The sequence below is a fragment of the Streptosporangium sp. NPDC051022 genome (genome assembly GCF_040683035.1).
In the GTDB taxonomy this organism is placed as follows: domain Bacteria; phylum Actinomycetota; class Actinomycetes; order Streptosporangiales; family Streptosporangiaceae; genus Streptosporangium.
This window is the reverse complement of sequence record NZ_JBFBCF010000001.1, coordinates 254,634-276,868: the sequence shown is the minus strand read 5'-3', so window position 1 is coordinate 276,868 and position 22,235 is coordinate 254,634. Positions and strand designations below refer to the sequence as shown.

Annotated in this window: 21 protein-coding genes; 2 read left to right on the top strand and 19 right to left on the bottom strand. The window is 71.1% G+C overall.

The window, feature by feature from the left end; all coding sequences use genetic code 11:
• Position 1 precedes the first annotated feature (1 nt).
• Entirely contained in the window at positions 2–508 is a 507-nt protein-coding gene (locus tag AB0N02_RS01280) for a hypothetical protein (RefSeq protein WP_363941180.1), read from the bottom strand.
• A complete protein-coding gene (locus AB0N02_RS01275) occupies positions 499–1,983 on the bottom strand; it encodes a hypothetical protein (protein ID WP_363941179.1) in 1,485 nt (494 codons plus the stop codon). Before AB0N02_RS01275 ends, AB0N02_RS01280 begins: the two co-directional genes overlap by 10 nt.
• A 172-nt stretch (positions 1,984–2,155) precedes the next feature.
• Here AB0N02_RS01275 and AB0N02_RS01270 point away from each other — a divergent pair, with 172 nt between their 5' ends.
• The gene (locus AB0N02_RS01270; RefSeq protein WP_363941178.1) at positions 2,156–3,205 is read left to right on the top strand and encodes an acyl-CoA dehydrogenase family protein; all 1,050 of its coding nucleotides are present in this window, start codon (positions 2,156–2,158) and stop codon (positions 3,203–3,205) included.
• 54 nt (positions 3,206–3,259) lie between these two features.
• Here AB0N02_RS01270 and AB0N02_RS01265 read toward each other — a convergent pair whose 3' ends face one another.
• The 5 genes from AB0N02_RS01265 to AB0N02_RS01245 all read right to left on the bottom strand — a co-directional run bounded on the left by AB0N02_RS01265 (position 3,260) and on the right by AB0N02_RS01245 (position 8,817).
• A complete protein-coding gene (locus tag AB0N02_RS01265) occupies positions 3,260–3,922 on the bottom strand; it encodes a GntR family transcriptional regulator (RefSeq protein ID WP_363941176.1) in 663 nt (220 codons plus the stop codon).
• A 93-nt stretch (positions 3,923–4,015) separates the two neighbouring features.
• Positions 4,016–4,648 carry a GntR family transcriptional regulator gene (locus tag AB0N02_RS01260; RefSeq protein WP_363941174.1) on the bottom strand — a complete coding sequence of 211 codons (633 nt, stop codon included), beginning with the start codon at positions 4,646–4,648 and terminating at the stop codon, positions 4,016–4,018.
• Positions 4,649–4,866: 218 nt separating this feature from the next.
• A complete protein-coding gene (locus tag AB0N02_RS01255; RefSeq protein WP_363941173.1) occupies positions 4,867–6,999 on the bottom strand; it encodes an acetate--CoA ligase family protein in 2,133 nt (710 codons plus the stop codon).
• A 54-nt stretch (positions 7,000–7,053) separates the two neighbouring features.
• Complete coding sequence (locus AB0N02_RS01250; protein ID WP_363941171.1) at positions 7,054–7,602, bottom strand: OB-fold domain-containing protein; 549 nt, start codon at positions 7,600–7,602, stop codon at positions 7,054–7,056.
• Positions 7,603–7,614: 12 nt separating this feature from the next.
• Positions 7,615–8,817, bottom strand: a complete 1,203-nt coding sequence (locus tag AB0N02_RS01245; protein WP_363941169.1) for a thiolase family protein — start codon at positions 8,815–8,817, stop codon at positions 7,615–7,617.
• A 247-nt stretch (positions 8,818–9,064) separates the two neighbouring features.
• Between AB0N02_RS01245 and AB0N02_RS01240 the strand changes: the two genes are divergently transcribed.
• On the top strand, positions 9,065–9,718 hold the full coding sequence (locus AB0N02_RS01240) for a cysteine hydrolase (protein WP_363941166.1): 654 nt from the start codon (positions 9,065–9,067) through the stop codon (positions 9,716–9,718).
• A 100-nt stretch (positions 9,719–9,818) separates the two neighbouring features.
• Here the strand turns inward: AB0N02_RS01240 and AB0N02_RS01235 are convergent, their stop codons facing one another.
• The 12 genes from AB0N02_RS01235 to AB0N02_RS01180 form a co-directional block, all read right to left on the bottom strand.
• Positions 9,819–11,942, bottom strand: a complete 2,124-nt coding sequence (locus AB0N02_RS01235; protein ID WP_363941163.1) for an acetate--CoA ligase family protein — start codon at positions 11,940–11,942, stop codon at positions 9,819–9,821.
• A gap of 322 nt (positions 11,943–12,264) precedes the next feature.
• Positions 12,265–13,074, bottom strand: coding sequence for an amino acid ABC transporter ATP-binding protein (locus AB0N02_RS01230; RefSeq protein WP_363941161.1), 810 nt, complete (start codon positions 13,072–13,074; stop codon positions 12,265–12,267).
• Positions 13,058–13,990, bottom strand: a complete 933-nt coding sequence (locus tag AB0N02_RS01225) for an amino acid ABC transporter permease (RefSeq protein ID WP_363941158.1) — start codon at positions 13,988–13,990, stop codon at positions 13,058–13,060. Before AB0N02_RS01225 ends, AB0N02_RS01230 begins: the two co-directional genes overlap by 17 nt.
• Before the next feature lie 136 nt (positions 13,991–14,126).
• Positions 14,127–15,035: a MaoC/PaaZ C-terminal domain-containing protein gene (locus AB0N02_RS01220; RefSeq protein WP_363941155.1), complete on the bottom strand. Its 909-nt coding sequence runs from the start codon at positions 15,033–15,035 to the stop codon at positions 14,127–14,129.
• Positions 15,032–15,946, bottom strand: a complete 915-nt coding sequence (locus AB0N02_RS01215; RefSeq protein WP_363941152.1) for an acyl-CoA dehydrogenase family protein — start codon at positions 15,944–15,946, stop codon at positions 15,032–15,034. The genes AB0N02_RS01220 and AB0N02_RS01215 overlap by 4 nt, the downstream gene beginning before the upstream one ends.
• A gap of 21 nt (positions 15,947–15,967) precedes the next feature.
• Positions 15,968–17,104 (bottom strand): acyl-CoA dehydrogenase family protein, encoded by a 1,137-nt coding sequence (locus tag AB0N02_RS01210; protein ID WP_363941150.1) that lies wholly within the window; start codon positions 17,102–17,104, stop codon positions 15,968–15,970.
• 103 nt (positions 17,105–17,207) lie between these two features.
• Complete coding sequence (locus tag AB0N02_RS01205) at positions 17,208–17,651, bottom strand: MaoC/PaaZ C-terminal domain-containing protein (protein WP_363941148.1); 444 nt, start codon at positions 17,649–17,651, stop codon at positions 17,208–17,210.
• Positions 17,651–18,103 (bottom strand): MaoC family dehydratase N-terminal domain-containing protein, encoded by a 453-nt coding sequence (locus AB0N02_RS01200; protein WP_363941145.1) that lies wholly within the window; start codon positions 18,101–18,103, stop codon positions 17,651–17,653. Before AB0N02_RS01200 ends, AB0N02_RS01205 begins: the two co-directional genes overlap by 1 nt.
• Positions 18,100–18,525: an OB-fold domain-containing protein gene (locus AB0N02_RS01195; RefSeq protein WP_363941142.1), complete on the bottom strand. Its 426-nt coding sequence runs from the start codon at positions 18,523–18,525 to the stop codon at positions 18,100–18,102. The genes AB0N02_RS01200 and AB0N02_RS01195 overlap by 4 nt, the downstream gene beginning before the upstream one ends.
• A complete protein-coding gene (locus tag AB0N02_RS01190; RefSeq protein ID WP_363941139.1) occupies positions 18,522–19,700 on the bottom strand; it encodes a thiolase in 1,179 nt (392 codons plus the stop codon). Before AB0N02_RS01190 ends, AB0N02_RS01195 begins: the two co-directional genes overlap by 4 nt.
• Positions 19,697–20,644, bottom strand: coding sequence for an SDR family NAD(P)-dependent oxidoreductase (locus AB0N02_RS01185; protein ID WP_363941136.1), 948 nt, complete (start codon positions 20,642–20,644; stop codon positions 19,697–19,699). The genes AB0N02_RS01190 and AB0N02_RS01185 overlap by 4 nt, the downstream gene beginning before the upstream one ends.
• A 29-nt stretch (positions 20,645–20,673) precedes the next feature.
• Complete coding sequence (locus tag AB0N02_RS01180) at positions 20,674–22,119, bottom strand: CoA-binding protein (RefSeq protein ID WP_363941134.1); 1,446 nt, start codon at positions 22,117–22,119, stop codon at positions 20,674–20,676.
• Positions 22,120–22,235 lie beyond the last annotated feature (116 nt).

Genomic DNA, 22,235 nt, shown 5'->3' with positions numbered 1-22,235 from the left:
GTCAGGTGTCGTACCTCCTCGTCGACGGGGTCGACGTCTTCGGGTGCGGTCCGGCGAGCGACCGGGACAGGTCCCCGGGCTCCCCGGCGGGCTCGCCCGGCCGGTGCCCGGGTGCGGCGCGGACGGTGAGCGCGACGAGGACGGCGCAGGCGAGCACCGCCTCGGCGGCGGCGATCGTCGTTCCCCAGCTCATGACGGCGTCGGCCGGCGTGCTCGCGCCCATGTGGCCGGCGTGCTCGTGCGTCTCCCCCGTCACCGGCACCAGCGTGTGGAAGGCGACCATACCGGCGTTGACGGCGAGGGCCATCGCCCACGCCGCCCGGCCGTCGTGCCGGAGCAGGTGCGCGCCGCATCCGAGGCAGAGGACGGCCATCACCGCGAGGGCGAGGCTCGCCGCGGCGGTGTGCGGCGCCGTCGCCGACGCCGCGATGTGGAGGCCGCCGCTCACGAGGCAGGCGACGCCGCCGATCCGGGCGACCACCCGGCCGGACATGACGCTCAGTGGCACGTCGGCTCGGTCCCGCCCGGCGCGGCGATCATGCGCATGAAGAGCGGGTGCCACTTCCGGCAGATGTCGAGCTCGGTCATCGTGAAGTCCATCGGGTCACCGGCATAGTCGCGGTCGTAGTCGCCGGGGATGTTGAGCCCGGGGACGGCCGGGATCCAGTCCTCCCGGAGCAGCTCGTCCGGATCGCCGAAGCGTTCGGCCAGCCGGCGGATCTCCGGGTCGTCGAGGGCCTTGAGCCTGCCGTTCTCGATGACGAGCCGGTCGCCGTCCGGGGTTCCCTCGGCGACGTACGTCGGGTAGTTGAGGTGGACGTGCCAGTGCCCGATCGTCAGGTCCTCGCGGGCCGCCTGCCGCTCGAAGTCCGAGGAGATGATCGAGCCGAAGCCGATGTGGACGATGCCGCTGCGGGTCCGCTCGTAGAGACCGCAGTTGTAGCCCTCGGCGTACCCGGCCCGCGGACGGTGCACCTTGGGGTTCGTCCCGATCGAGGCCTCCCACCACTGCATGAGGCCGGGAGTGTGGTATCCGGGGTACTGGACGTCGTCGGTCTTGGCCATGAGCCGCCGCAGCTTCTCGCCGAACTCGCCGCCGCCCTCGATCCGAGTGATCTTCGAGCGCTCGATGTGCATCTCCATCCGCGGGTAGGGCGCGATGTGGTTCATCGTCCCGGCGATGACCCCCTCGCCGTCCTCCTGCGGGATGTGGAAGTGCGGCCGGCCCCAGATGTGCCCGGGCATGTAGGTCTCCCCGTGCCCGACGTTGCTGGAGTAGGCCTGCTCGACGTAGCGGCGGTTGAAGCGGGTCCGGTCGGCGTTCCAGTACTCGGCGTGGTTGGTGAAGCGCAGGTCGGTGCCCTCGGGATCGGTGAGGTGGACCGTCTTCGCGTCGCTGAGCGCCCGCCACGTCCACTGGTCGATGGCGACGAGCAGTTCGGCGGGGAAGGTGTGGGCCGGCGAGGCGACCATCTCGCGGGTGATGAAGGGGAAGCGCTGGATCTTGACGACCCGGTCGTTGAGGATGGGCCCGCCGTACCCCATGATGATCTTGTCATAGGTGCCGGCCGCGTCGAGTGCCCCCCACTCGTCCATCCAGCGCGCGAGTTCCGGCACGCGCGAGAGGTAGTACTCGACCTCGTCGTGCCCCTCCCAGACCGGGATCGGCCCCTTGTCCTCCACCTCGATCGTGTAGTCGACCTCGAACTTCGCCAGGGTCCGCTCGGCGGCCTCGACGACCATCGGATCATGCCAGTTCGTCACCCGCAGCAGGACGCGTTCACCCTTCTGGAGGTCCCACGCCGGCCACAGTCCCGGGCTGTACGGCCTGCGGGCGACGCTGTCGAAGTACGGCAGGAGGTCCTCGACGCTCGTGACCTCGTTGAGGTGCGGGCACCGGGCCTGGGGCACGAGCTCGGGGGAGATCTTGTCGTTGCCGGGGGCGAAGGGAAAGGTTTGCGGGGAGCGGGGCTGACGCCTCATCGGCTGATCACTCCTGTCGATCAACGCGCGGCCGACCGGAGCCGGTCGCGGCGCCCGTATAGTGCTTGTATGCCAACGTATACTGCACCATATTGAGAGCGGTCACAAGCGGTCACCCGATCACGGCAACACCCTTGCACTCTCGCGACATGGATGTATACAGTCGCATACGATGATGAACTCCTCTGCGTCCTACCGGCTCCGCCGACAGGACTACTCCCTCGCTCCCCGGCAGACGGCCCTCGCCGAACGCACCCGGGCCTTCTTCGCCGAGCACTGCGACATGGACCGTGTCCGCGCGGCCGAGCCGCTCGGGTTCGACCCCGACCTCTGGCGTTCGTTCCTCGCGTCGGGCCTCGCCGACGGCGACGGCCTCGTCGACGCCGTCCTCGTCGCGGAGATGCTCGGCCAGGCCGCGGCGCCCCTGCCGTTCGCCACGCACACGGCGTCCCGGCGACTGCTGAACCGCGCCGGAGACAGTGCCGGAGACGGTGCCGGGGACGGTGGCCCGCGCGAACCCGGCGATCCGGACGGGGCGGAACCCGTCGCGCTCGCCCTCCGGGTCGCGACGGGGACGCCCCAGCTCGTCCCGGACGCCGCGACGGGCCGGCGGGTCCTCGCCCACACCGGCACCGGCCTCGTCCTCGCCACCTCGCCGGCACCGCTCCCGCACGCCGGGACGATGGGGGCCGTCCCCCAGGCGTGGTGGGCCCTCGACGACACCGTCGAGACGCTCACCCTCGCCACCGGCGCGCCGTCGGAGGCGCTGTGGCGGCAGGCCGTCACCGAGTGGAAGCTCCTCGTCGCCGCGAACCTCGTCGGCCTCACCCAGGCCGCCCTGGAGCGCGCCGTCGCCGTCGCGCGGACCCGCCGGACACTCGGTGTGCCGATCGGCACGCTGCAGGGTGTCGCGTTCCCACTGGCCGACGTCGAGATCGCCGTGAGCGGCGCGCGCAACCTCGTCAGGCGCGCGGCGTGGTTCCTCGACAACGAGCCCGGGCACAGGCCCGAACTCGCCGCCATGGCGTACGTCAACGCCGCGCGTACCGCCGTCGCGGGCACGACCGCCTGCGCCCACGTCCAGGGCGGCGCGGGTTACGCCGAGGGCTCGGACGCCGCCGTCCTCGTGCTGCGCGCCCGCGCGTGGAGCGCGCTCGCCGGCGATCCGGCCGCGGACCTCCTCGCCATCGCCGAGGCCCTGCCCGCCCGCGTCGGCCGGTAGCCCACGGCGCCGGGCGCCCGCCCGTGGCGGGCGACGAGGTCCGGGGCGAGCGCCTCAGCCCTCGATGAACATCTTCATGCGAATGTTGCGGGCGTCGTTGAAATGCTCCGCGGCGAGCCGCCCCGCCTCCACGGCGTCCCGCCGCTCGATGGCCGCGATGAGCGCGTCGTGCTGCTCCGAGGCGACCTCGTGCCGGCCCGGGTAGGCCAGCGTCGTTATGGCGTAGGTCCCCAGCTGCATGTTCATCCGCTCAAGCAGATCGATCAGCGTCTCGTTGTGACTCGCCCCGGCGACGGCCCGGTGGAACTCACGGTTGGCGGCGCCGAGCGCCCGCGCGTCGGACTGCTCGCGGTTGGCCCGTTCCGCCGTCCGGCGCATCAGGAGCAGGTCGTTGTCCGTGCGGCGCTCGGCGGCGACGGCCGCCGCCTTGCTCTCAAGGGTGATGCGCGCGTCGTAGAGGTCGAGGATCTGCTCGGGGGTGATCTCACGGACCCGCAGGCCGTGCGGGCCGCGCACGACCAGGCCGTCCTGCTCGAGCCGGATGAGAGCCTCGCGGATGGGCGTCCTGCTCGTCTCGTACGTCCCCGCGAGCGTCAGCTCGACGAGCGGCTCCCCGGGCGCGAGCTGACCGGTGACAATGGCCTGCTTAATGCCCAGGTAGGGTGCCAACCGGTAATCCGCGCCGAGCGCCGAGTCGGGCGTCGTGCGTCGCGGCATGCTCGTTCCCCCTCCGGCCCGCTGCCGACAAATGGACTGTACACAACAGCATACACATTTACGTGACGCCGTGACCGGCAAATGAGGGGCTTCTCAATCCTCGATGAACATCTTCATGCGAATGTTGCGGGCGTCGTTGAAATGCTCCGCGGCGAGCCGCCCCGCCTCCGCGGCGTCCCGCCGCTCGATGGCCGCGATGAGCGCGTCGTGCTGCTCCGAGGCGACCTCGTGCCGGCCCGGGTAGGCCAGCGTCGTCGTGGCGTAGGTCCCCAGCTGCATGTTCATCCGCTCAAGCAGATCGATCAGCGTCTCGTTGTGACTCGCCCGGGTGACGGCCTGGTGGAAGGCGCGGTTCGCCGCCGCGAGTTCCCGACCGGCGGTCGGGGCGACGTCGCGGGCCACCTCCGCCGCCCGGCGCATCAGGAGCAGGTCGTTGTCCGTGCGTCGTTCGGCCGCGACGGCCGCGGTCTTCGCCTCGAGTGCGATCCGGGTCTCGTAGAAGTCGAGGATCTGCTCGGCCGAGATCTCGCGGACCCGCATGCCGTGCGGGCCGCGCACGATCAGGCCGTCCTGCTCGAGCCGGATGAGAGCCTCGCGGATCGGTGTTCTGCTCGTCTCGTACATCCCCGCGAGCGTCAGCTCGACAAGCGGCTCCCCGGGCGCGAACTCTCCGGTGACGATGGCCTGCTGAAGTCGCTCGTAGAGCGAGCCGCCATTGGCTGGCATCGTTGCCTCACTCGTAACTCGTTAACGATCCGGAAGCGCGGTGTGCTTTCCGGCCACTCCAAAGCCGACCGTCTATGGTCACCGAAGAATGCACCGAATCGACATCGCTGCGCTGAAAAATCCCTGCGACTGACGCGAAAACACGGATGACGCCCGCGCCGAGAGCATATCGAGTAATTCGATCATCCGTGAGAACACGCGGTGGCCTCAGTCCTGCCTCAGTCCTGCCTCGCGACAAGGACCGTGTCCACGCAGACGGCCCCGCCCCGGCCGACCATGACGGGGTTGACGTCGAGCTGCAGGATGCGACGTCCCTCCTCGCTCGCGACGAGGGCGCCGATCCGGCCGACGACGTCGACGAGGGCGTCGAGGTCGGCTCCGGCGACGCCGAGCGGTCCGCTCAGACCGGCCAGCGCCTCGACCACCTCACCGGGGGCGACCGGGGGCAGAAGATAGGTGATGTCCCTGAGCTGCTCGACGTTGACGCCGCCGCGTCCGACGGTGAGGACGGGGCCCATCACCGGATCGCGCCACATCCCGACGAAGACCTCGTGGTCCGCCGCCACCATCCGCTGGACTTCGAAGCGCAGTTCCTCCGCCTGCCCGAGGGTCTCGGCGCGTGCCCGCCACTCCTCGCACGTCGAGACGACGTCGGCGGCCGTGTCGACCCCGACGGCGACATAGCCCGCCTTCGCCTTGTGGACGACGTCGGGCAGCATGCCCTTGACGCACACGGGCAGACCGAGACGTCCGGCGAGCTCGCCGGCCTCCGCCGGTGTCGTGACGATGCCGGACTCGACGTAGGGAACCTCCCAGCGCCGCAGGACGCCGACCGCCTCGCCGAGCGGTACGGTCGTCGCCGCGTCGCCGGACGCCCCCTCGTCACCGGCGGGCACGGCGTCGGGCGCCCAGTCGAGCCGGCCCACCGCCGCCGACCGGCGCCGGGACTCGACGATCCGCTGCATCGCGGTGAGGGTCGGGGTGTAAGACGTCAGCAGCGGTACCCCGATCTCCTCGAAGAACGCGAACCACGCCTCGTCGACGAACTCCGCCGCCTCGGTCATCGCGAGGAGCGGACGCCCCGCCTCCCGGGCCGCCGCGGCCAGACCGCGGTACCGGCCCGCGACCGTCTCGTCGAACGTCCACGGGAGGACGAGCCGCACCAGGACCGTGCCGACGCCCGGGTCCGCCATCGCGACGGCCGCGATCGACCGCCGGGCCTCGTCGTCGCTATTCTCGAAGCTGCCGAAGTCGAGCGGGTTGCTCGGCGCCCGGTGGCGCAGCCGCTCGTCCCACGGCGCGAGCTCGACCCCGGTCTCGGGGGAGAGCGCGGCGAGGGAGAGCCCGACGGTCTCACTGATGTCGGCGAGCAGACCGCAGTCCCCGCCGGAGACGGTGAGCAGGAGCGGGTCGCGCGCGTCGGCCTCCGGGTGCCCGCCGAGGACGGTGAGCGCCGCGGCGGCGTTGAGGAACTGGTCGATGTCGTCGACGACGACCGCGCCGACTTTCTTGAAGAGGGCGGACCAGGCTCCCTTGCCGGTGCCGAGCCGGCCGGAGTGGGTCTCGATGTTGCGCCGGCCGATCTCCGAGTTGCCGAACTTCAGGACGACGATGTCCTTGCCCGCCGCGCGGGCCGCGACGAGCGCTTCGGCGAGTGCCCGCGGGGCGACCGTACCCTCCAGGACGAGCGCGAGAACCCGGACACCCGGGTCCGCCGCGAGATGCCCGATCAGGTCGGCGAGGTCGACGGTGGCCTCGTTGCCGACCGACAGGGCGCTGTGGACGCCGAGGTGCCGGTACGCCGCGAGTTCGAGGACCATGTTGAGGATCCCGCTCGACTGGGCGGCGATCGCGACGGGGCCCCGCTGCAGGGGACGCGCCACGCGGCCGGTCCACGCGCCGACCCCCGCGGCGGGGGCGATGTAGCCGAGCGTGTTCGGCCCCAGCACGGGCAGGTCCAGCTTGGCGGACAGCTCGCGGAGCCGTTCCTGACGGGCCCGTCCCTCCTCCCCCGCCTCGGCGTAACCGCCGGTCGCGACGGCGAGGACCGAGCCGCCGATCGCGGCGACCTGGCGCGCGACGTCCTCGACCCGCTGGGGCCCGACGAGCGCGAAGGTCAGGTCGGGAACGACCGGGAGCTCGTCGAGACTCGCGTGGGCGGGCAGCCCGTGGACGGTGCTCCGCTTCGGGTTGACGAGCATGAGCCGGGAGTCACTGATCCCGTAGCGGGTGAGGTTGTCGATGAGGCAGCGGGTGAGGGCGCCCTTCTCGGACGCGCCGACGACCGCGGCGGTTCGGACGTCGAAGAGTCGGCGCACCCAGGCACGCCGCTGCTCGCTCTCAGCAGACACGGTACTCCTCCGGGTCTCAGGCGGGATGGGGGATCGGTGCGAGCGCGACGGCGCTCAGGCCTGCGGGTCGATGAGACGGAAGCGCGGAAGGGTGAAGCCCTCGGCGGGATGGTCCTCGAAGTAGACCTCGACCCGCCGGCCGATCGCCGCGACCGGATCGTCGACGTCGTCGATCGTCGAGCTGATGAGAGGGCCCTCGTCGAGCCGGACGAGCCCGAACGCGTATGGAACGTCGGCGGCGAACTCCTCGTCGAAGGCCCGCCGGTGAATGTTGGCGGTGTGGATCGTGCCGAGTCCGGAGGACTCCTTCCACTCCATCTGCTCGGCGAAGGGCAGGTTGTGGTCGTCGCGGCAGTACGCCTTCGGGAAGTAGCTCGCGCCGCACTCCCCACATGTCCACAGCAGGAGCCGGTGCTCGCGCAGGCCCTCCCAGAAGGGCGCGTTGTCGTGGTCGACGCTCGGGAGCGGTTTGAGCCACTCGTCGGTCACCGTGACGACACGGTGGACCACCGTGGGCTCCACCGCGGGCTCTACGGCGGATTCCGCTGTGGATTCCGCTGTGGACTCCACTGACTCCACCGTGCTCTGTGCGGGGTTCGTCATCCGTCGTCCCTTCTATCGATCCCGACCGAGTACGACGGTCGTGTGGTAGGAGCTCATCCCGGGCGAGACGAGCTCCAGGCCGTGCCCGGACACGAGCGCGAGTTCGCAGTCGGCGACCTGGCGTTCGCCGGCCTCGCCGCGCACCTGCTCGATGCCTTCGGCGAGCGGGGTCAGGGCGCCGAGGTGGTAACAGGAGAGGAGCCCTCCGCCGGTGTTGACGGGAATCGACCCGCCGGGGCCGATGGCGCCGCTCTCGGCGAAGGAGCCGCCCTCGCCCTTGGCGCACCAGCCGTAGTCCTCCAGCTGGAAGAGGACCTCGCCGGTGAAGCAGTCGTAGAGTTCGGCGACGTCGATGTCGGACAGCTCGATCCCGGCCTGACGGAAGGCCTGGTCACGAGCCGTCCGGACGGGAAGCTGGGAGTAGTTCGTCTGGTCCCACCAGTCCTGGCCCACCATCTCGCCGCAGCCGACGCCCTTGACCACGACCGGGGGCTTGGCGAGATCCCGGGCCCGGTCGAGGGTCGTGATGATGTAGGCGATCGCTCCGTCGGACACGAGGCACATGTCGAAGAGGTGGTACGGGTCGACGATCATGGGTGAGTTCTGGTGGTCCTCGACGGTCATCGGCTTGTGCCGGGTCGCCGCGCGGGGGTTCATCGCCGCCCAGGCCCGCTGCTGGACGGCGATCGCGCCGAACTGGGCGCTCGTCGTCCCGTACTCGGCCATGTGCCGCGCGGCGAGCCAGACGTGGTTGCTCACCGCCCGCGCCTCTCCGACCGGCTTCCCCCAGTAGCCCTCGCGGCCCACCGTGTAGAGCGACCGGGCGTTGCCGTTCGACCGGTTCTCCCGGGACTTGCTCCAGTCGTCCCAGGACCCGGCGACGCAGACGTAGTTGGCGATGCCCCTGTCGAGCAGGCCCATGGCCGAGGCGATGGCCGGACCGCTCGGGCTGTACCGGGTGAGGCAGAGGTGGACGTTCGTCGGGAGCCCGAGCATCCGCGAGAAGGCGTCGTCGTAGTTCGGTTCGCTCCCCGGGCCCGCTCCGCCGCGGAAGTCCATCGTCCCGTCGATGTCCTCACGGGCGAGTCCCGCGTCGACGATGGCGAGTCTCGCCGCCTCGGCCGCCAGGATCCGGCGGGTTCGCCCAGGCTGGGGGCCGTGGACGATGCCAAGGCCGACGATCGCGTACTGGGTTGCCTGAGCTGCGTGGGGCACCGGCACTCCTTCGGTGGGATTCATCGCCTGAACGGGCATTCTTATGTATACAACAGTATACGATGCTCGCGCCTCCGTCCAGGGTCACCCCGCCCGCGGTCGCACCACCGGAGCCCCTCGCCCGCCGCCGTCACGGCCTCACCTGGGAACCGATCGCGGCGACCCGTTGACCACACAGCGCAACACGCTAGTATGCAGTTGCATACAATACCCTTCGCTGGGTATGGCGAGCAAAGGAGTAGTGCGCGTGACTGACACGGGCGTGGCGATGCTCATCATCGACATGCAGAACGGCTTCTGTGCGCCGGACGGTAGCTTCGCCAAACTGGGCAAGCCAGTGGAGAACTACCAGGCGATGATTCCCGAGCTGGCGAGGATGCGGGACGCGGCGCGAGCCAGCGGCGTCCCCGTCATCTACGTCAGCGAGATGTTCCGCCCCGGCTACCCCGAGGCGGGCTACCTCTTCGAGCACCGGCGCCACCCCCCGCTGCGCGAGGTCGGCGGGCTCCTCCAGAACACGTGGGACGTCGAGCTCGTCCCCGAGCTGACCCCGGCCCCGGAGGAGATCGTCGTCGAGAAGCGTCGCTACGACGGCTTCGTCGCGACCGATCTCGACCTCGTGCTTCGCCGGCTCGGGGTGAGCAGGCTCCTCGCCACCGGCATCGCCACCCACGCCTGCGTCGAGAGCACCGTCCGTTCCGCCGTCATGCGCGACTACGAGGTCGTCGTCGCGTCCGACGCCGTCGCCTCGCGGGACGAACGTCTCCACCGGATGGGGCTGGAGGTCATGGCCGCGGCGTTCGCCGACGTCATGCCCTGGCGCGAGATCCCCGAGCTGGCCGCGGCCGGAGCGGACTCCCCCACCGGCACACCCGCTCCCGCGGACCGTCAGACCGGCTGAACGCCAATGCCTGGAGCCGCACCCCGTCCGGGTGCGGCTCCAGGCCTTTTTCCGCGTCTCGCCGAGGATCGGGCGTCCTCCGCCTGTCCCGCCGCCGGGCTCAGTGGCCGGGCGTCTCGGCGGCGTCGAGACGCCCGACGACGCAGTCGACGGCCACCGCGCCCCCTCGCTCGGTGACGATGACGGGGTTGAGCTCGATGACCGGACCGGCCTCGCGGAGCCGGTGCGCCGCCCACGAGATCCGCAGGACGACGTCGATGAGCGCCTCCTCGTCCCGGACCGGCATCCCGCGGAAGCCGCGCAGGAGCGGCGCGCAGCGCAACTCCTCGATCATCGAGACGACCTCTGCCCGGCTGACCGGCACGATCCGGCGGGTGACGTCGGCCACGATCTCCGTCGTTACCCCGCCGTAACCGATCGTGACGACAGGCCCGACAAGGGGGTCGCTGTCGACGCCGACGAGGATCTCAAGACCGGCGGGCACCATCTCCTGGATCTCCACCGGCGCGCCACCGGCCCCGCCGACCCGGGCGAACGCCCGCTCGACCTCCTCGTCACCGAGGACGCCGAGCTCGACGCCACCCGCTTCGGTCTTGTGGAGGACCGCCGGGTCGGCGTTCTTCACCGCGACCGGACCGGCGATGTCGCGTCCGGCCTTGACCGCGTCCTCGACCGTCGTGACGACGTACGAGCGCGGGCGGCGCACGCCGATCGCGTCGAGGACGGCCGGCCCCTCGCCGTCGAGGAGGTCCGCGAGCCCGGCGGCCCAGCTCTCGTCCCCCGCGGCGAGCGGGCCGAAGTCGGCCGCCCCCTCCAGGAGAGCCGCGCGCCGCCTGACGTATGCCCGGTGACGGTCGAGGGCGGCGAAGCCGGCCGCCGTCATCGTGAAGAGCGGAATTCCGGCGTCGTGGAGCAGCGCCCAGGCTCCGTTCTCCAGCCCGGGGCCGCTCTCCCAGATCGCGACGAGCGGTTTGCCGATCCGGCTCCCGACCTCGGCGATGTCGGCCGCGATCGCCTGGCCGTATTCCGGTTCGGTCGCCGACTGCATGAGGACGGCGATGTCGAAGGACTCGTCGGACCAGAAACCGCCCAGCGCGGCCTGGAGTCGTGCCGAGTCCCGGGCGAAGCCCGCCGTCGGATCGAGCGGATTGTCGGGGGAGGCGATGTCCGGCAGGACACCGCGGAGCCGTTCGACCGTCTCGGCGCTCGGCAGCGGGAGCTCGAAGCCGTGGTCGGAGGCCGTGTCCGCCGACAGCGACTTGCCGCCGCCGGGGATGCTGAGGATGCCCAGGCGGTAACGCTCCTCGAACGGCAGGCGGGTGAAGAGCATGGCCGCGTCGGCGAGGTCGCTCAACTGCTGGACGACGACGACGCCGTGCCGGTGACAGGCCGCCTCGAACGCGGCGTGACCGCCGCCCATCGCGCCGGTGTGGGTGAGCATGGCCCGCATGCCGATCTGGCTCCGGCCCTGCTTGAGCACGATGACGGGCTTGCCGGCCGCCAAGGCCCGATCGGCTGCGGCGAAGAACGCCTCGGGGTCGCGGATCGCCTCCAGCACGGCGATGACGCACGTGACCGAGGGATCGTCGACCATGACGTCGAGGAAGGCGGCGGCGTCGGTCACGGCCTCGTTGCCGAGCCCGATGAGGTGGCTCAGGCCGACCCGGCGGGCCCGGAGGTAGGTGAGCATCGTCGTCGCGAGTCCCCCCGAGGAGGACAGCAGCGCGACACCACCGCGCTGGAAGGTGTCCATGCCGGCGATGACACTCGTGCCGAAGGCGACCATCCCGATCCCGAAGTTCGCCAGTCCGGCGGTGTTCGGGCCGCACAGCGCCATCCCTGCCCGGTCGGCGATCTCGACGAGCTCGGCCTGGAGTTCCTTGCCGCGCTCGTCGACCTCGGCGAAACCGGCGCTCATGACGATGAGGCCCTTGACGCCGAGGTCGGCGCACTGGCGCGCGGCGGCGACGGCGGCCTCGGCCGGCAGGTAGATGATCGCGACGTCGGGGACCGTGCCGATGGAGGCGACGTCGGGGTGGCAGCGGCGGCCGTGAAGCTCGGCGTACTTCGGGTTGACGGGGAAGACCTCCCCGGTGAACTCGCCGTTGGCGAGCTTGTCGGCGATGACACCGCTCATCCGGGCGAGGCTCGCGGAGGCGCCGATGACGGCGATCGATCTCGGATTGAGAAGGACGTGGATGGCGGATCGGCGGGCAGAGTCCATGACAGGGCTGTCTCTCGTTGTCGTCCGGCCGCCGACGTCGTCGACGGCCGGGGGATGCGGTCCGGGTTCGGTCGGGTCGGAGGTCACCGGCCACCGGCCGGCACCCGGTGCCGTGACCGGGAACGTTCACCGGGCCGGGCACCGCTCACCGGCGCCGGTCCGCCCCGTTTCACCACTCGCCGTACCGGCGCTCGAACGGTCACGGACACGGTGCGGGCGGGTGGTCACCGGCCGGTGCGGGACGCCCGCGAGGAAAGCGCGGGCCCCCCGCCGTACCGGCGCTCGAACGGTCACGGACACGGTGCGGGCGGGTGGTCAACGACTAGTGCAGGACGCTCGCGAGGAAGGCGCGGGTCCGCTCGGACGCGGGGTTCTTGACGATCTGGTCCGGCGGGCCCTGTTCGATGATGACGCCCTGGTCCATGATGGCGAGGGTCGTCGCGACCTGCTTGGCGAACCCGATCTCGTGGGTGACGACGACCATCGTCATCCCGTCCTCGGCCAGCTCGCGCATGACGGCGAGCACCTCGCCGACGAGTTCGGGGTCGAGGGCCGAGGTCGGCTCGTCGAACAGCATGGCCACGGGATTCATGGCGAGGGCGCGGGCGATCGCGACACGCTGCTGCTGGCCGCCGGACAGCTGCGCCGGATACTTCTCCGCGTGCGCCGTGAGCGAGACCCGTTCGAGGAGGGCCATGGCCCGCGCACGCGCCTCGGCACGGCCGATCCCGAGGACCTGCACCATTCCCTCCATGACGTTCTCGGCGGCCGTCATGTGCGTGAAGAGGTTGAAGTGCTGGAACACCATGCCGATGTGCCGCCGCGTCTTGGCGATCTCGCGCTCGCCGAGCACGCGGAGCCGGTCGCCCTCCTGCCGGTAGCCGAGGAGTTCGCCGTTGGCCCAGACGTGGCCAGCGTCGGGGGTCTCGAGGAAGTTGAGGCAGCGCAGGAAGGTGCTCTTCCCGCCTCCGGAGGGCCCCATGAGACAGAGGATCTCCCCGGCCCGGACGGTGATGTCTATCCCGCGGACGACCTCCTGCTGCCCGAACTGCTTGCGGACGCCACGGGCCACGATGACCGGCGGCGGACCGGCCGGGTCGTCCACCACGACTTCCTTAGAGGCTGGTTGCATGACGCACTCGCTTTCCGCGCGGGAGCTTGACCTCGCCGTAGCCGCGTCCGTAGTGACGCTCCAGGCGCCGCTGAAGGAGCATGAGGATCGACACACAGAGCAGGTACCAGAAGCACACGACGATGAGCAGCGGGATCTGCTGGAAGTTCTGCCCATAGATCATCTGGGAACTGGTGAGAAGGTCGGGCAGGCCGATGACGAAGACGGCCGCCGTCCACTTGAGCATGCCGATGACCTGGTTGCCCGTCGGCGGCACGATGACCACGAACGCCTGGGGCAGGACGATACGGCGCAGCGTCTGTGCCCGCGACATGCCGAGCGCCTGGGCGGCGGCGCTCTGGCCGCGCCCGACCGAGAGGATCCCGCCTCGGACGATCTCCGCCATGTAGGCGGCCTCGCCGAGCCCGAGACCGAGGATCGCCGCGCTCATCTGGTTGACGACCTGGTTGGTCTCGGCGGAGGCGAAGACCGGGCCCCACGGAATGCCGATGCCGATCTCGGGCAGGACCGCGCCGAGGAAGTACCAGAAAAGGAGCTGCACGAGGGTCGGCACGCCCCGGATGAGCCAGAGGTATCCCGAGGCGAGGGTCGTGAGAACCGGGTTCGACGACATCCTCATGAGGGCGATGCCGATTCCGAGGACGATGCCGATCACCATGCAGATGACGGTGAGCTTCAAGGTGACGAGCAGTCCGTCGAGGATGTGCTCGTTGAAGAGATACTCCCCGACGACGTCCCAGCGGAAGGCCGGGTTGGTGATCGCGCCACTGACGACCTGCACCAGGAAGACGAGGAGGGCGATCGCGAAGAGCCACCGGAATATATGTCGCGGTCGCTGTACCCGCCCCGACTCGGAGAGTTCCTGCGCTTTGCGCAGTTCCTCCTCGATCGCCGGAGGCGCGTCGACTGCTGTCATCAGAACCTTCTCTCGACTGTGAGAGTGACAACGCGAGGTCTCGCAATCGATGCTGACCGCAGGGAGCGAACCGCCGTGTTGCTGAGATCTATAATCGTGTGATGTATACTGATGTATACTATTGGTCCGAGCTGTGTCAACCGTTTCGGCCGACGTCGGCCGACGTGCGGGACCTGGGGTTTTCCCGGCCCTCGCCGGAAAGCCCGGTCGCGCGCAGAGCTCTCCCGCGGTCGAGGACGACGGTCCCGTCGCCGCGGCGCGTGCGGAAGAGGGCCCCGTCACCGGTCGCCCAGATCTCGACCGTCAGCTCGTCGCCGGGCTCGACGGTCGCGCTGAACCGGCCGCCGACGGCGCGGAGGGCGTCCGGGTCGCCGCCGAACGCCGCCACGAGGCCCCGGGCGCTGAAGCCGTAGGCGCACATGCCGTGGAGGATCGGCCGGGCGAAGCCGGCCCGCGCCGCGAACACCGGGTCCGCGTGGAGCGGGTTCCGGTCACCGGTCAGCCGGTAGAGCAGCGCCTGCTCCGGACGCAGGGTGAACCGCTCGACGTGGTCCGGCTCCCGCTCGGGCGCGGCCCAGGGCTCGCTCACCCCGCGCTCGCCACCGAAGCCGCCCGCGCCGCGGATGAAGATGGCCGACCGGGCCTCGAAGGCCGGCGTGTCCTTCCCCTCCAGGACGCCGACGGTCCGCGTCCGGACGACCGCCCCGGATCCCTTGTCGTGGATGGCCTCCAGGTGGGCCGTGAGGCTCACCGTGCCCTCGGACGGCAGGGGCGCGTGCACCGTCACGTGCTGCTCGGCGTGCAGGACCATGGCCGGGTCGTACTCCCCCGGCGAGGGACGGACCGCCCGCTGGCTGAGGAGCGCGGCGAACGTCGGCAGGACCTGCGGGCGCACCCCGTCGCTGTTCTCCGTCGTGAGCGAGAGCTCCCGGTCCGGCCGCTGCCCGGCACCGACGGCGATGGCGTAGAGCATCACGTCGTCCCGGGTCCAGCCGGTCGTCGTCGTCGGGCCGCGGTCACCGACGGCCGACAGGTTCATCGTCATCCGGATTCCCCGTGCCGGCCCGCCGGCTGGAGCGCTCCCTGCCCGGCCAGCTGGACGACCTTGCGGCACTGGAGGATGTGGCGCAGGTAGAAGTGGACGCCGGACTCCCAGGTGAAGCCGCGGCCGCCGAGGACGTGGACGGCGCCCTCGACCGCGTCGAGGGCCAGCTTGAGCGAGGCGCCGACCGCGCGCGCCGTCGTGCCGGGGTTGCCGACCGCCCACGACACCGCGCTGCGCGCGAGGGCGACGTAGGTGAACATGTCGGCCAGGAGATGGGCGATGGCCTGGTACTGACCGATCGGCTTGCCGAACTGCACCCTCGTCTTCGCGTGCTCGCACGCCTGCCGCAGGGCGCTCTCCGCGGCCCCGACCCCGCTGGCCGCCAGGAGGACGCCCAGTTCGTCGATCCGGCCGCGGGTGAGCTCCGGGCCCGCCGCGCCCGTACCCGCGAGCGGGAGCGAGTAGGCGAACCCGTCGTAGGCGGTGCCGCGCGCGTCCGCGGAGCGCTCGGCGACCTCGTCGCCGGTGAGGACGGCGATCCCGGCGAGGTCGCCGAACGGCGCCAGGCCCGCGTCGCCGGGGAGGCGGTACGTCGCCATGGGGAGCGGAGCACCGCCGTCGGCCGTGATCCACGCGTTGACGTGGATCGTCGGCAGGAGCGGCACGCCGGCGAGCCAGCGGCCGTACGTCTCGGCGATCCCCGTGAGGTCGGCGAGGGCGAAGCCCGCCCCGCCGGAGCCTGCCGAGGCGCCGAGGAGGTGCCAGCCTCCGTCGACGAGGGTCTCCCAGACCCCTTCGTCGAAACCGTCGTCGTGCCGCCGTGTCAGGGGCACGTCCGCGTAGGCGTCCCGAAAGATCGCGTCAAGCCGCTCGGCGGCGGCGCGGGCGTCCGCGGAGGGAACAAGCGTCATCGTCGTGGTCTCCTTTCCGATTCACCAGGACCGCGGCAGGCCGAGCGTCCGCGTCGCGATGATGTTGCGCAGCATCTCGGAGGACCCTCCCGCGATCGACTCGCAGTGGCTGTGCAGGTAGAGGCGGCGCCATTTCTCCTCGTGAGCCGGGCAGCCGATGTCCATGCCGAGGCGCATGACGCGCTGGTTGAGCTCGGACGCCACGAGCTTGATGATTCCCGCCTCGCCGCCGACGTCGAGCCCCTGGGCCCGCGCCTCGGTCACGCGGAGGATGTGGAAGCGGAGAAGCTCGGCCTCGTCCTCGAGCCATTCGAGGGCGGTCAGGTCGGTGCGTTCCCGCTCGGCGAGACAGACCCGTGCGGCCTCGAGCTGGCGCCGGATCTCGAGGTACCGCAGAAGCGAGTTGGCCGACCCCTGCGCACCGACCCGCAGGCCGTGCTGGACCATCCGCCAGCCCTGGGTGAGGTCGCCGACCGCCCGTTCGGCGGGCACCATCACCCCGTCGAAGGTCAGCTCGTTGAAGTCCTTGTCCTCGTTCATCTGCCGGATCGGCGACCGCGTGAGCCCGGGGTCGGACATGTCGGCGACGAAGACACCGAGGTTGTGGTGCCGGCGGCCGTCGTTCGTCTTCGCGAGCACCATGCAGAACTGCGCGTAGTGCGCGTAACTCGTCCAGACCTTGTGGCCGTCGATGCGGTAACCGCCGTCGACGGGCGTCGCCGTCGTCTGGATCGCCGCGAGGTCCGAGCCGGCGTCGGGCTCCGAGAGGCCCTCGCACCAGATCTCCTCGGCGGAGAGGATCGGGTCGAGGAAGCGGGCCTGCTGTTCCTTCGATCCGAAGGTCATCAGGACCGATCCGGCGAGGCCGCGGCCGATCCGGCTCAGGCCCTCGGGCGCCCCGGCCAGCGCGCACTCCTCAAGGAAGATCGCCTCCTCGATGACCCCGAGCCCGCGGCCGCCGAACTCCTCGGGCCAGGACAGCCCGGCGTACCCGCCGTCATAGACGAGCCGGTCCCAGCCGTGCCGGATCTTCAGGGCCTCGTCGCTGCCGACCGGGCCGGTGTAGGCACGCCATTCATCGGGGATCGCGGCGCCGATCCATTCGCGCGCCTCTTGCCGGAAGCGGCGCGCGCGGTCGTCGTCGAAGGTCGTGAGCACTGGCCCTCCTGTCGTGGAACGTGGTCGAATGCACTGCACACGAACACATACGGTTGTATACAGCTTAGGGTGGACGGATCTCAAGCCGCGGAGGCGCTCCGCGTCAGGGACGTGCGTCGGGGAGCTCCACGGTGACCGTGCCGAGGGTCGTCGTGGCCCGGATGTCACTGCGGCCCCAGACCTCGACCTCGACCCGCCGGCCCTCGTCGTCGTCGTGGAGGCCGACGACGGTCCCGCCGACGACATAGCGCTCGTTGACGAGGTCCATGCCGCGGTAGCGGACGTCGACCGACAGCACCGCGACGTCCGGCCCGGCCCACTCCGTGACGCAACGGGTCAGCCAGGCCGCCTTGAGCAGGCCGTGGACGACGACGCCCGGAAGGTTCGCCTCACGCGCCGCCTCCAGGTCGTAGTGCGGCTCGTAGTAGTCGCCGGCCGCCGCCGTGTAGCGGACGAGCTCGCGGCTCGTCGGGCGGTGCTCCGTCTCGGGCAGGGTCTCGCCCACCGTGACGGAGTCGAAGGTGCGCGTTTCACCGACCTTGATCATCAAACTCCCACTCCTGACGACCGCCCGAGGGCGACGAGCTCACCCCGCTGGTTCGTGTAGCGGGTCTCCCGGTCGGTGATGAGCATCTCGCCGCGACGGCCGACCTTGCCGTAGATCGCGACGTTCTCCGTCTGGGCGGTGATGACGTCACCCGGTCGTGCCGGACGGAACCACCTGTAGCTGTTGCCGGCGTTGAGCTGCGCCGTCCCGAAGGGGATGTCGGGAATGGAGATCTCCGCCATGAGCGTGCAGAGGAAGGTCGGCGGGGCGATGATGCCTCCCCACCGGGTGAGACGGGCGTACTCGGGATCGGTGTAGAGCGGGTTCGGGTCGCCGATGGCCTCCACGAAGCGGCGGATCGCACTCGCCTCGATCACCGCCGTGATGATCGGTCCCTTCCGGCCGACCCACGACTGGGCCTCGGCGGCGATCTCCTCAAGGGTGCGGCTCACGACTCCTCCTCGTCGACGTCCCGGAGCCGGAAGATCGGCACATTGATCTCACCGGCCTCCGCCCAGGCGAGTTCGACCCGGTGCCCGATGGTCACCGAGCCGGGGTCGGCCTCGATCTCGGCGAGCATCCGCGGGCCCTCGTCGAGGTCGACGTAGGCGAGCACGTACGGCGTCCGGCCCCGGAAGTACGGATGCGGATGGCGGCGGATCACCGTGTAGGTGTACACGGTCCCCCGGCCGGCGGACTCCCGCCACCCGAGCTCGCGCGAACCGCAGTGGTGGCAGTGCCGGCGGACGAGCGGGAGCGGGGCCGAGCAGGCCGAGCAGCGCCGGTGGAGGAGCCGCCGGTCCGCCGTGGCCCGCCAGTACTCGTTCTGGTCCGACGTCGCGAGATCGGGGATCGGGCGTTCGAGCGTGGTCAAGGTCGGTCCCTCCCGAGAATGACGGTGCCGGCGTTGTGGCGGGTTCCGAGCTGACCGCCGTTGCCGTGAGCCACGGCGAGCCGTGCGCCGTCGACCTGGGCGGTCGACTCGCCGCGCAGCTGGCGGGCCGCCTCGATGAGGAGGAAGAGCCCTCGCATGCCGGGGTGGCTCGACGACAGCCCGCCGCCGTCGGTGTTGAGGGAGAGCCGGCCCGCGTCGCCGGCCCGCAGGCCCGCGCCCTGGACGAAGGGACCTCCCTCGCCCTTCGCGCAGAATCCCAGATCCTCCAGGATCATGAGGGTCGTGATCGTGAAGGAGTCGTAGATCATCGCGATGTCGATGTCGCTGGGCTTGACCCCGGCCTGCCCGAAGGCCGCGGCACCGGACTCCACCGCGGCGGACGAGGTGATGTCGCTGCCGAAGTCCACGGACTTCGCGGACTCGGCCGCGCCCAGGACCCAGACGGGCGCCTTGCGGGTGTCCGGGACGACGTCCTCGGCCGCCAGCACGACGGCGCCGCCCCCGTCGTTGACGAGACAGCAGTCGAGCAGTCGCAGGGGGTCGGCGATGGGCTTGGAGCCGAGGACGGCGTCGACGGTGAGCGGGACAGCCGGGATGCGCATCGCCTCAAGACCCGCGACGGCGTCGGGGTTGCGCAGCGCGTGCTCCCGCGCGATGACCGCGATCTCGGCGAGCTGCTCCGGCGTCGTGCCGTACTCGTGCATGTGGCGTCGCGCGGCGAGCGCGTAGCTGCCGATGAGGGTGAGGCCGTACGGCGTCTCCTGCTCCGCGACCGGCCCGTAGTTCCACTGGAACGCCGCGCCGCCGGTCGCCTTGCTCCGGGCCGTCGAACCGTAGGTCAGCAGGGCCACGCGGGCCCGGCCCGCCCGGATGGCGTCGCGGGCATGGGCGACGTGCGCCTGGTACGAGCTGCCGCCCACGCTCGTCGTGTCGACGACGGACGGGGTGATCCCGAGGTATTCGGCGATCGCCAGGCCGGCCCCCGGCCCGGTCTCGCTCGCGTCGTAGACGGCGTCGACGTCGCTCCAGGTCAGGCCGGCGTCGGCGAGCGCCTCGGCGGCGCAGGCGGCCTTGATCTGCCACGCGGACAGGTCCGGCTCGACCCGCCTGGGGTGCTCGTGGACACCGACGATCGCGGTCCGGGGCGCCTTCACCGCGGGCCTCCGTCCGCGTCGTCCTTGCTCGGCGGGGTGTAGCGGCGCGGCTCGACCCCGAAGAGTGCCTCACCGTAGAGCGCCGGCCGGAAGACCTTCTCGAACATGCCCGAGAGGTCGTCGAGGTCCCAGGGCCCCGGCGACGCGATGTGCCGGATGACCCGCGGTTCCTCGTACAGGCCGACCTGGTATCCGTCCACGTGGAGGACCTGGCCGTTGCACCACGACGACTCGGTGCCGGCGAGGTAGACGACGGTGGGCGCGATGTTGTCCGGCGCCCGGTCGGCGCCCTCGAGCCGCTGGGTCGTCCGATCGGTCGGGACCGACTGGCCCATACGGCTCGCGGCGTTCGGCGCGATCGCGTTGACCGTGACGCCGTACCGTTCGAGGGAGTGGGCCGCCGAGTAGGTCAGCCCGATGATCCCCATCTTCGCCGCGGCGTAGTTGGGCTGGCCGGGCGCGCCGTGCAGTCCCGAGCGGGACGTGAAGTTGATGATGCGGTTGTTCGCGCCGGGGTCGCGCTGCTCGCGCCAGTGCGCGGACGCGTGGCGCATCGTGTTGAAGGTGCCGCGCAGGTGGACCCGGATGACGTCGTCCCACTCCTGCTCGGTCATGTTGAACAGCATCCGGTCGCGGAGGATCCCCGCGACGTTGACGAGGATGTCGATGCGCCCGAACTCGTCGAGCGCCCGCCCGATGAGCCCGCCCGCCGCGGCGAAGTCGGAGACGTCCGAACCGTCGGCGACGGCTCGGCCGCCGCTCCGCCGGATCTCCTCCACGACCTCGGCCGCGGGCCCGGAGTCGGGCGCGGACCCGTCCAGTTTCACGCCGAGGTCGTTGACGACGACCGCCGCGCCCTCGGCCGCCATGCGCCGCGCAGTGGCGGCGCCGATCCCGCGACCGGCCCCCGTGACGACGGCGACCCTTCCATCGAGACGACCCACGTTCCACCTCTCCAGCAGTGTTGTCAGGTTCAGTTCGGTGCCGGCGCACCGGTCGTGAGGGTCCGCCGGCCACCCTCATGACGTGCCGGCGCGGCACCTTCGAAAGCCGCGGCGAGGCCGCCCAGGCTCTGTGTGGCCGCGAGGACCTCGGCCGCTCCCTGCAGGAGCGGCACTCCGTGTTCGGCGAAGATCCGGGCGACCGGGTCGACGAAACCGGCCGCGCTGTACCAGTACCCGAAGACCGGCTTGGCGCTCCGGCGGGCGGCCTCCACCGTCGTGCGGGCACGGCGGATCTCGATCTCCGTGCTCGCGTACCCGGGGCCGATCGAGACGCCGACCATGTCGACCTCCGGGGCACCGAGCAGAATGTCGAGGCAGCCCTCCAGGATCCCGTCGTCGTGGGCCGCGGCACCGGTGATGTCCAGCGGATTCATCGCGACGCCGAAGGTGGGGAGGATCGCGCCCAGCCGGGTGATCGTCTCCCGCGAGAGCTCGGCGAACGGGTGGTCTTGCGCCGCCCCGAGGTCGCCGAGGACCGCGTTGCCCCCGCCGGTGTAACTGACGAACGCCGTTCGCGGCCCCGGCGGAACGGGGCTGCCGGCGAGAAGGAGGACGGTCTCGACGAGTTCGTCCACGTCGGCGACCCGGACGGCGCCGGCGGCCCCCAGGGTCGCGTCGAGTTCGTCCCGGTCGTTGGGGCGCGCGCCGGTGTGCGCGGCGACAACGGTCGCCGACCGGCGGGACTGCCCGGCGGGCAGGACGACCACCGGCTTCCCCGCGTCGCGAAGCCGCCGGGCGGCCGTGACGAACGACGCCGGCCTGCGGATCTGCTCGACGTAGACGGCGACGACCCTGGTGGCCGGGTCCTCGACCAGGGCCTCAAGGTAGTCGGCGACGTCGAGCACCGCCTCGTTGCCCGAGGAGACGACGTGGCTCACCCCGACATGCCGCCGGGCCAGCGGGTCGAGGAGGGCGCTCGTCAGGGCACCGCTCTGCATGACGACGCCGATCGGCCCGGCCGGGACGATATCGGCGCTTCGAAGCCCGAGGGACAGTCCCATCGCCGTGTTCAGCACGCCGAGACAGTTGGGGCCGCACAGGGCCACCGGCCCCGCCGCGGCTCGCAGCCGGGACTCGAGGTCGGCCCCGACCGCTCCCGTCTCGCCGAAACCGCTCGCCATGACGACGGCGGCGCCGACGCCGTGAGCGGAGCACTGGGCGACGACGTCGACGGCCGCCTCGGCGGGGACGGCGATGACCGCGCAGTCGACGACCTCGGGCAGCGAGGCGACGTCGGGGTAGCAGGTCAGACCGTCTATTTCCTCATACCGTGGGTTCACGGGATAGACCCGCCCGCCGTACCCGCCGGCCAGGAGCGCCTGAAGGACGTCCCTTCCGCGCGAGGCCCTGAGGGAGGCGCCGACGACGGCGACCGATGCGGGGGCGAGGAGTGGCCGGAGTGGTTGACTCGGCACCGGACCTCCTTTGGAGCACTGTATACAACTGCATACTATGTACGGCACATGCGTACGTCAAGGTCGGGATCCCGGTACGGCCCTCGACGGCTCCGCGGCGGGCGCGACACCGGCCG

Coding starts and splice junctions, on each gene's coding strand:
- AB0N02_RS01260 (WP_363941174.1), bottom strand. CDS start 4,648: ATGCCAGCCAATGGCGGCTCGCTCTACGAGCGACTTCAGCAGGCCATC.
- AB0N02_RS01225 (WP_363941158.1), bottom strand. CDS start 13,990: ATGACAGCAGTCGACGCGCCTCCGGCGATCGAGGAGGAACTGCGCAAA.
- AB0N02_RS01205 (WP_363941148.1), bottom strand. CDS start 17,651: ATGATCAAGGTCGGTGAAACGCGCACCTTCGACTCCGTCACGGTGGGC.
- AB0N02_RS01230 (WP_363941161.1), bottom strand. CDS start 13,074: ATGCAACCAGCCTCTAAGGAAGTCGTGGTGGACGACCCGGCCGGTCCG.
- AB0N02_RS01235 (WP_363941163.1), bottom strand. CDS start 11,942: ATGGACTCTGCCCGCCGATCCGCCATCCACGTCCTTCTCAATCCGAGA.
- AB0N02_RS01275 (WP_363941179.1), bottom strand. CDS start 1,983: ATGAGGCGTCAGCCCCGCTCCCCGCAAACCTTTCCCTTCGCCCCCGGC.
- AB0N02_RS01265 (WP_363941176.1), bottom strand. CDS start 3,922: ATGCCGCGACGCACGACGCCCGACTCGGCGCTCGGCGCGGATTACCGG.
- AB0N02_RS01250 (WP_363941171.1), bottom strand. CDS start 7,602: ATGACGAACCCCGCACAGAGCACGGTGGAGTCAGTGGAGTCCACAGCG.
- AB0N02_RS01270 (WP_363941178.1), top strand. CDS start 2,156: ATGATGAACTCCTCTGCGTCCTACCGGCTCCGCCGACAGGACTACTCC.
- AB0N02_RS01220 (WP_363941155.1), bottom strand. CDS start 15,035: ATGACGATGAACCTGTCGGCCGTCGGTGACCGCGGCCCGACGACGACG.
- AB0N02_RS01215 (WP_363941152.1), bottom strand. CDS start 15,946: ATGACGCTTGTTCCCTCCGCGGACGCCCGCGCCGCCGCCGAGCGGCTT.